Origin of the sequence: Desulfosediminicola sp., assembly GCF_048381775.1 — a bacterium.
In the GTDB taxonomy this organism is placed as follows: Bacteria; Desulfobacterota; Desulfobulbia; order Desulfobulbales; family Desulfocapsaceae; genus Desulfopila; species Desulfopila ganghwensis.
In genome coordinates this window covers 1-7806 of sequence record NZ_JBLXGE010000031.1, presented here as the reverse complement: position 1 = coordinate 7806, position 7806 = coordinate 1, and the positions used below count along the sequence as shown (strand labels likewise).

The 7806-nt window shown below is 47.0% G+C and carries 8 protein-coding genes; all 8 read left to right on the top strand.

Annotation, left to right across the window (positions count from 1 at the left end; all coding sequences use genetic code 11):
* The first annotated feature begins 169 nt into the window (after nt 1-169).
* The 8 genes from ACN5NT_RS23755 to ACN5NT_RS23720 all read left to right on the top strand — a co-directional run bounded on the left by ACN5NT_RS23755 (nt 170) and on the right by ACN5NT_RS23720 (nt 6997).
* Nucleotides 170-397, top strand: a complete 228-nt coding sequence (locus tag ACN5NT_RS23755) for a type I toxin-antitoxin system ptaRNA1 family toxin (protein WP_054778411.1) — start codon at nt 170-172, stop codon at nt 395-397.
* A gap of 8 nt (nt 398-405) precedes the next feature.
* Entirely contained in the window at nt 406-783 is a 378-nt protein-coding gene (gene traJ / locus ACN5NT_RS23750; protein WP_250935919.1) for a conjugal transfer transcriptional regulator TraJ, read from the top strand.
* 316 nt (nt 784-1099) lie between these two features.
* On the top strand, nt 1100-1666 hold the full coding sequence (locus ACN5NT_RS23745) for a recombinase family protein (protein WP_417862106.1): 567 nt from the start codon (nt 1100-1102) through the stop codon (nt 1664-1666).
* Nucleotides 1667-1777: 111 nt separating this feature from the next.
* The gene (locus tag ACN5NT_RS23740; protein WP_419177124.1) at nt 1778-3427 is read left to right on the top strand and encodes an Eco57I restriction-modification methylase domain-containing protein; all 1650 of its coding nucleotides are present in this window, start codon (nt 1778-1780) and stop codon (nt 3425-3427) included.
* Entirely contained in the window at nt 3428-4171 is a 744-nt protein-coding gene (locus ACN5NT_RS23735) for a PaeR7I family type II restriction endonuclease (protein ID WP_059120113.1), read from the top strand.
* Nucleotides 4172-4174: 3 nt separating this feature from the next.
* On the top strand, nt 4175-4996 hold the full coding sequence (locus ACN5NT_RS23730; RefSeq protein WP_417862110.1) for an abortive infection family protein: 822 nt from the start codon (nt 4175-4177) through the stop codon (nt 4994-4996).
* 406 nt (nt 4997-5402) lie between these two features.
* Nucleotides 5403-6215 (top strand): hypothetical protein, encoded by an 813-nt coding sequence (locus ACN5NT_RS23725; protein WP_417862114.1) that lies wholly within the window; start codon nt 5403-5405, stop codon nt 6213-6215.
* Complete coding sequence (locus ACN5NT_RS23720; RefSeq protein ID WP_417862116.1) at nt 6212-6997, top strand: hypothetical protein; 786 nt, start codon at nt 6212-6214, stop codon at nt 6995-6997. Before ACN5NT_RS23725 ends, ACN5NT_RS23720 begins: the two co-directional genes overlap by 4 nt.
* The last annotated feature ends 809 nt before the right edge of the window (nt 6998-7806 follow it).

Sequence of the window (7806 nt, the reverse complement as noted above, 5' to 3'; positions counted from 1 at the left end):
CCAAAACAGGGTGGCCGGGCGTGCTTACAAGGACATGACGAGATCGGTCGATCAAATCGACAAAATGAGACGCTGGCCGTTTGGCCGACGCAAGTAGTTAGAAAGCACACGGGCCGGTGATGGTGCACCGGCCCGCATTTCCACATACCACCTGACAGAGAGGTGACACATGACAACCACACATAATATCGAAGTTCAGCAAGCAATTCATCAGGCAGCGACCAAGCTGGCCGCCCTGGAGTTCATCGACCAGGAAACCGCCCGGCAGATTTCGCCCGTTGCGGAAGCCGTCGCCAATATGTTCACGATCCTGTACTACCAGGCTGAAACTGGTCGAGCGACGCCGGAGGACTTCCAGGAGGCGTTGGACACTATCCGCCAGGTAACAAGGAGGTAAGGCAAAAGATGATGAACGATAAGGCAAAACGAATAACGAGGAAGAGCAGTACGCCTATCAAGGTGTACTGCTTACCCGAGGAAAAGGAGCATATCGAGGCGCAAGCAAAGCGAGCAGGCATGAGCGCTGCGCGTTATCTGCGTGAGGTTGGCCAGGGCTACAAGATCAAGGGTGTGGTCGATTGTGAGCAGGTACGGGAGTTGGCTCGAATCAACGGCGATCTTGGTCGTTTGGGTGGCCTATTGAAGCTATGGCTGACCGATGACGTGCGAACCGCCCAGTTCGGCCAGTCAACAATCCTTGCTGTTCTCAGTAAGATCGAGGCGACGCAGGAGGAAATGGGTAAGGTCATGACCAAGGTAGTCATGCCGAGGTCTGAGCTGTGACTATGAATGCAGGTAGCCGCAATCAGTTGCGAACGCTGGATGCAGTCATCTCAACCTGTTTCGGGGATTTCCGTCTTTTACCGACCGTTGCCATCATCAAGCCAGTTTAATGTTCTCTAGTTGCCTTCGGCAACGTGGGTCAGGGATTCGCGCACTAAAACGGTTGGTCATCATGTTGTTTTAGCAGCTAAGTTTTTCCTCGTAGTGTTCATCAAACGGTGGTTTTCTGGACATAGAGAGCCACCATATTTTTTCATTTCTCTGGCTATTCTGCTCTGTTAATATACCCGTTAAGTTTTCAATGTTGAGAATGTCCATGAATCAACGCATTGGATACGCCCGCGTTTCGACGGACGACCAGCACTTAGACTTGCAACGCGATGCGCTCGCGCAGGCTGGGTGTAGCGTGATCTACGAAGAAGCGGCCAGCGGTAAGAATGCCGCTCGTCCTGAGCTTGATCAGTGTCGTAAGGCACTTCGAGAAGGGGATACCCTCGTAGTGTGGCGACTTGATCGGCTCGGGCGTAGTCTACCTGACTTAGTAACGATTGTTGCAGACCTAGAGCGGCGTGGTGTGCATTTTGAGAGCCTGACCGAACAGATCGAGACCGGGAGCGCGGCGGGCAAGCTGCAGTTTCATGTTTTTGCGGCGCTTGCTGAGTTCGAGCGTAGCTTGATTCGGGAGCGGACCCAGGCCGGGCTGGCAGCAGCCCGTGCTCGTGGGCGGCTCGGGGGGCGTAAGCCAAAGTTAGACGACCGGCAAGTGCGAGAAATCAAGGCGTTGTTGCGTGATCCAGATATTCAGGTGGCCGAGGTTGCCCGCCGTTATGGCATTTCGCGCACTACCCTGTACAAGTACGTCGGTGTCGTCACGCCGCGTTAATGAGGAATTTTAATGCTCCAACAATCGTTAGAGGTTGGCTCTACAAAAAAAATACAACAGTCTGCTCAGGAGTCTGAGCTTAATTGTCCTGTTATGGCCGCGAGTGAAGCAATGGCGATAGGAGGGGGACACGAAGCCCGTGGAGCGATTTTTACGCGTCCAGAAGTGGTTGATTTCATTTTGGATCTAGCTGGATACACGGAAGATCAACCCCTCCATAAAAAGCGGCTTTTAGAACCATCCTTCGGCGGAGGAGATTTTCTGCTGCCGATCATAGATCGGCTCTTATGCACATGGCGGGCAGCCAGGCCGAATGGTTCTGCATTCGATGAACTGGCTGATGCGATTCGAGCGGTGGAGTTGCATCACGAAACCTTTCGCAGCACTTATACCGCCGTTGTCGCGTTGCTTAATCGCCACGGGATCGCTGAGGATGCTTCGACTGCTTTGGCTGATTGCTGGCTGTCACAGGGTGATTTCCTGCTGGCACCACTCGAAGGACAGTTTGATTTCGTGGTAGGCAACCCGCCCTATGTCCGTCAGGAGTTGATCCCGGCACCGCTGCTTGCCGAATACCGCAGTCGTTATCTGACGATGTTTGATCGGGCCGATATTTATATTCCGTTTATCGAACGGTCGTTATCGGTATTGTCGGATGGTGGCAACTTGGGCTTCATCTGCGCGGATCGCTGGATGAAGAACCGCTATGGTGGGCCGCTGCGCAGCCTTGTAGCTGAGGGTTTCCATCTAAAACTTTATGTCGACATGGTGGACACACCGGCTTTCCACTCTGCTGTGATCGCCTATCCTGCCATCACTATTATCAGCCGTGAAATTCCGGGAGCAACGCGCATCGCTCACCGTCCGGACATTGACCGGGCGACGCTGAGCACGTTGGCTGGTTTGCTTACAGCCCCTACATTGCCGAAAGGACCCAGCCAAGTACGCGAACTTGCTCGCGTGACTAACGGCGCGGAGCCGTGGCTGCTGGAGTCATCCGACCAGATGGCACTGATTCGCCGCCTGGAGAGTGTTTTTCCTCTGCTAGAAGATGTGGGATGTAAGGTTGGGATCGGTGTTGCGACTGGTGCTGATAAGGCGTTCATAGGAGAGTTCGAGACGCTTGATGTAGAGCCAGACCGTAAGCTACCGCTGGTGACAACAAAGGACATTATGAGTGGTGAAGTGCACTGGCGTGGGCAAGGTGTAGTCAATCCCTTTGCCGAGTCCGCCGGACTGGTTGATCTCGACGAATACCCGCGTTTACGGCGCTATCTTGAGGCTAGACGAGAGGTAATTGCAGGGCGGCACTGTGCGAAAAAAGCACCTGCTAGGTGGTATCGTACGATTGACCGCATTAATCCGGCACTAGCCGCAAGGCCGAAGCTACTGATTCCAGACATCAAGGGGGAGGCTCATATTGTTTATGAAGGCGGTGAGTTATATCCACATCACAACCTCTATTACGTTACGTCCGATGACTGGGATTTGAGAGCCTTGCAGGCAGTGCTACTGTCCGCCGTCACACGTCTATTCGTGGCGACCTATTCAACGAAAATGCGGGGAGGATTCTTGCGCTTCCAGGCGCAGTACCTGCGCCGGATTCGTATCCCAAGGTGGGAGGATGTGTCTGAACCGATGCGTCGTGAGCTGGCCGAAGCAGCTATCAAGAGAGACGTACAAGCATGTAATTTGGCAGTATTCAAGCTTTACGGCTTGAGCCGCGAAGAACGATCATCCCTCGGGGGTAATGGAGAATAAATGGCACTTGATCTCGTCAACTACGAAGAAAAAGCCCGAGAGGCAGTGAAAGCATTTTGGGGTAACCGTGAAGCAGCAAGACAGAAACAGATAGAGTCAGGTAATGCCGACCAAGGTGAGCGGGCAGGCGTAACTGCTGGAAAGAACATGGATGGTTTTTTGGCCTTGATACTCGATGTCGTCAGGGCTAATGGACTCTCACATGCTGAAATACACCAGAGCAGCAGAATGCTGACATTGCCTGGTTATTTTCGACCAACAAAATTGTGGGATTTGTTGGTGCTCTACAAAGGGGAGCTGATTGCCGCTGTCGAACTGAAAAGTCAGGTTGGCCCCTCATTCGGAAATAATTTCAACAATAGAACCGAGGAGGCTATCGGGACAGCCCATGATCTTTGGACAGCTTTTCGTGAAGAGGCTTTTGGTAAGCAGCCACGCCCCTTTGTTGGCTGGTTGATGGTGGTCGAGGATGCACCGGCGTCGCGCAAGCCTGTCCGCAATGCATCACCACATTTCCCAGTGTTTGAGGAGTTCAATGGTGCATCTTATCTCAAGAGGTATGACCTCCTATGTCAGCGGCTGGTTCAGGAGCGGTTGTACACAACAGCAGCCGTCTTAACTGCAGAGCGGAGTGCGCTGGATACGGGCGAATTTGCTGAGCTGTCATCAATGACCAGCCTTAAGACGTTTGTTACTGCTTTGGCGGGTCATGTCGCTGCTGAAGCCGCACGTCTCGGAGAGTAATGAATGGCAGACCTGAGCGCATTCGAACGGCGTAAGCTCGAAAAACTGCTTGGAATGGGCAGCGGGTATGTACTGAACTTCTCTGATCGTACCTATTCCGAGTTCTTCTTGGACTATCGCGTTGAAATCGATGCGGCCATATATCGAACGGGTGGGGACTCAAAGGCCAAGCGGATGCGTACCTTCTGGGATATTGCTCCTAATCACACCGCCGGCAGGGTAATTGATGGTTTGATCACCTACGGCGTTCAAGAAGACTGCTTTGGAGATAGCAACTCTCTGCTGACCGATGATTGCCGGAAAATCTCTCAGCGGCTTCTTAGCGACCAGCCGGTGGCAGAGTTGGATGCGTTGACTGCTATCGCTGATGAGCGAGACTTTGAGGTAGTGGCGGAACACGTCCGTGAAGCCATTGAGAAAAATCAGCCCGAAGGCGGGCTAGATCGCTTGCATACCTTTGTTAACAAGTTCATCCGTGTGACGTGTGAGCCGCACGGCATCACAATCACTCGTGACAAACCGCTACATAGTGTGTTTGGAGAGTATGTGAAGGCGTTACGTGCTGGTAATCATCTTGAGTCTGCGATGACCGAGCGTATCTTGAAGTCCAGTATTTCTGTGCTGGAAGCTTTCAACGATGTGCGTAATAACAAAAGTCTTGCTCACGACAATCCGATATTGAACTATGAAGAAAGCTTGCTGATTTTCAATCACGTGGCAGCCTCTATCCGTTTCATCAAGAGCTTGGAGACAAAGATAAAAACTAAGGCGGTGATCTACGAGAAGGCTCAGAAGACGAGCTTGGATGACAGCATCCCTTTCTGACTCTAAAGGTGCTTTTATGGCCGATATCTCAAAAAAATCCGCCTCTCTAGACGATGACAGCCCGAGTGGTACTGAGGCTAATGTGCGTCGTTTGACCCCTGAGGAGCTAGTAGAGTTACGGCGAGACATGGCAGAATCGTCAGCTTGGGCCAAAGGTGAACTAAAGCGTCGACGAGCAGAAAGAATCAAAAAAATCTGAACATGGCATAGATAATGGTATCGATAGTAAGTGATTTTATAAATATCTGTTAATTAAGAGTATTTTCTTCTTGTTGATGTTAGAGTGGGAGTGATTTTTCGGGAGTGAGTTGAGTTATTAAAGCCTGCGAATAAGCAGGCTTTTTTGTTGTTATTTTTTGAGCTATTGTTTGGGTAGACAAAAATCTAACTGTTAAGAGATCTAGTGATGAGCTTGAGTGAGGGTGTTCTCCTGGCAGGTATGGAATTATCTAAACTGACTTCCAGTTGGGGTATTTATAAGGGAGATGTGGAAAAGAGTGACGGAGAGATCGTCAGCGTTTATCTCAAGCCTACACTTCCTCCTAGGTTTGCTTTCAGAGAATTTTTTGCGGTGTTCCTTGCAGAGTTTTTCAATATCTCAACCCCTAAACCTTATTTAGTTTATATTCCTAAAGATTATAGTTTTAGTGGTGGCGGTAAAAAGCTTAGTGAAAGCTACTGTTTTGCTATGGAAATCAAGCAGTATCCTGACATGAGTCGTAATTTTTCAGGAGAATTTTTTAAAAGTGAAAAAGTTGCTGAGGAGTTTTTGAAGAAAAATGATGTTGCCCTGATGGGGATTTTTGATGAGGTTCTATTTAATCAAGATAGGCATCATGAAAATATTCTGTATGATGGTGAAAATATATGCTTAATTGATCACGAAAACATTCTTTGTAGTAGGCATGTAGGAGAAGAGCTGGGCGATAATAACTGGATGTGGTCGATTGCAAAAAATGCAAGCGAACTAAGTTTTAGACGTCTAGAAAGAAAAGTTTTTGAACTTCTAAAATCACAGGGTTATGAAGGTTTTCCAAATTTAGCATATAGCGTGCTCTGGAAAGACTTGGTAGAGGTTTATGAAAAGCTAAAGGTGGGTAGTAAGCGAGATCTTAAAGTAGATGCGCTTACTTATTGCTATAGATCCAGAGATATACTCAGTTTAGCAAGTAGAACATGTGATAGTCAAAAATTTAATCAAATGGGTTTCCCCTTATGAAAAGTAAATTTATTTTAAATTGGTGGCCGGTTTACTTGGAACCTATACTGGATTCTGATGAAAAAATTTGTGTGGGTATATGTTATAAAAATATAGAGAATGAGTTTTTCTATAAAAAATCGCTAAGAAAAGATTTAGCTGAAGCACTTTTTGATGATCGTAAAGTCGCAGTTGGGAATTTGTCTCGGCACGCATGTGAATATGCTGTCCGTCTTTTAAAAGGAGGTGCTGCAGTTGGTGGTTTAGAGATTACTTCAGGAGTGTATTTAGGTAATAGACGCTTGATAGAAGGCTATGATATAGGAGAAATGCACTCTAGAGCTTTGAAGAAAGTTTCATTTTTTAGCTATCTTGAATTTTATGGTAAAGAGTCAACGCCTGCTGAGCCTAAAAAAGAGTTCACAGACTTTGTTCAGGATCAATTGATTAAAAGAAAGTCCAGATTGGCTGGTTTTTTTAATCGACAGCTTCGAGTTTCTGGAGCGATTAAAAATTTTGATTTTGCAGATGATTCTGGCGCTTTGGCGGTTAATTTCTTTGTTTTTAAAAAGAATAGTAGAATATATAAGGCTGAGGTTTCTTGTCTTGATCTTAGTATGGTTAAGTCGCAATACGGGCAGGTTTCTTTAGTGGTCATGATTGATCAAGGTTATAGGTCTAAGTCTAAAAGACTAAGAAGCTATAAGGAAGTTGAAGGTGTCGCGAATCACTTAGATGTTTCTTTTGAAGTTGTCGATAGTTCAAAGGATGCTGCTGACTACCTTCAAAAACATGTGGCTTGATTTTTAACCTTGACCTTTATTTTTTTATCAATATTTTAGGGTGCTTTTTTGCACATATCTGCATAGTACCAATAAAACACCAATGATCTAGTTAGTTTATATTTTATAAAAATGGACTGACCTCTGAAAGGTGGTCAATGCAGAGCTACGAAGGGCAATGATAAGCTAATGGTTAGGCCGGAAAAGCAGGGATGCGAAGCTAGATTATGATGATGCTTAGGAATGCTAGAAGATACAGGTGCTATACTTATTAGTAGGGTTAAGGATAAAAGCTCCGTTTCATTATAAGTTTTTCAGTCGAAGCTATAAGCTATAGTTTTAAATTCAGTATTCATCTTTCTACTCTTCAATTATGTCATATATTACCAAAATTTCTTCGAACACCTCACTTCTAGCCGTAGTTGAAAGTAATTAAGAGAAAATCATATATGAATGCAGCAGATAAATAGGAGTTTATAATCTTTAACTTAAAGAAGGGTCTATGTGTAAAGGAACGGTTGTAATGTTGTGATTTTTAGGTATCTTATGTTGCTGATTATGACCACAAGATAATTGACCAACTCTCGTTGAACCCTGTTGCTATATTTAGGCTCTTCCGAATAGTAGCCTGTTGATCCCCCTGCTGGACTAGTAGCACTTGCTCAATAAGATTCTCTGTACACCCCGCTATATGCTTTACTATCTACACCTGTTATTCACGAAGGAAGCATCCATGGCCACAGGTGGCTTGATAGGATTACTGGATGACATTGCTGCATTGGCGAAGTTGTCCGCAGCATCGCTGGACGATGTGAGTGCCGCTGTTGCTG

What these genes read in the sequence shown, in the direction of transcription:
- ACN5NT_RS23755 (WP_054778411.1), top strand. Translation starts at nt 170, where the DNA reads ATGACAACCACACATAATATCGAAGTTCAGCAAGCAATTCATCAGGCA.
- traJ (WP_250935919.1), top strand. Translation starts at nt 406, where the DNA reads ATGATGAACGATAAGGCAAAACGAATAACGAGGAAGAGCAGTACGCCT.
- ACN5NT_RS23745 (WP_417862106.1), top strand. Translation starts at nt 1,100, where the DNA reads ATGAATCAACGCATTGGATACGCCCGCGTTTCGACGGACGACCAGCAC.
- ACN5NT_RS23740 (WP_419177124.1), top strand. Translation starts at nt 1,778, where the DNA reads ATGGCGATAGGAGGGGGACACGAAGCCCGTGGAGCGATTTTTACGCGT.
- ACN5NT_RS23735 (WP_059120113.1), top strand. Translation starts at nt 3,428, where the DNA reads ATGGCACTTGATCTCGTCAACTACGAAGAAAAAGCCCGAGAGGCAGTG.
- ACN5NT_RS23730 (WP_417862110.1), top strand. Translation starts at nt 4,175, where the DNA reads ATGGCAGACCTGAGCGCATTCGAACGGCGTAAGCTCGAAAAACTGCTT.
- ACN5NT_RS23725 (WP_417862114.1), top strand. Translation starts at nt 5,403, where the DNA reads ATGAGCTTGAGTGAGGGTGTTCTCCTGGCAGGTATGGAATTATCTAAA.
- ACN5NT_RS23720 (WP_417862116.1), top strand. Translation starts at nt 6,212, where the DNA reads ATGAAAAGTAAATTTATTTTAAATTGGTGGCCGGTTTACTTGGAACCT.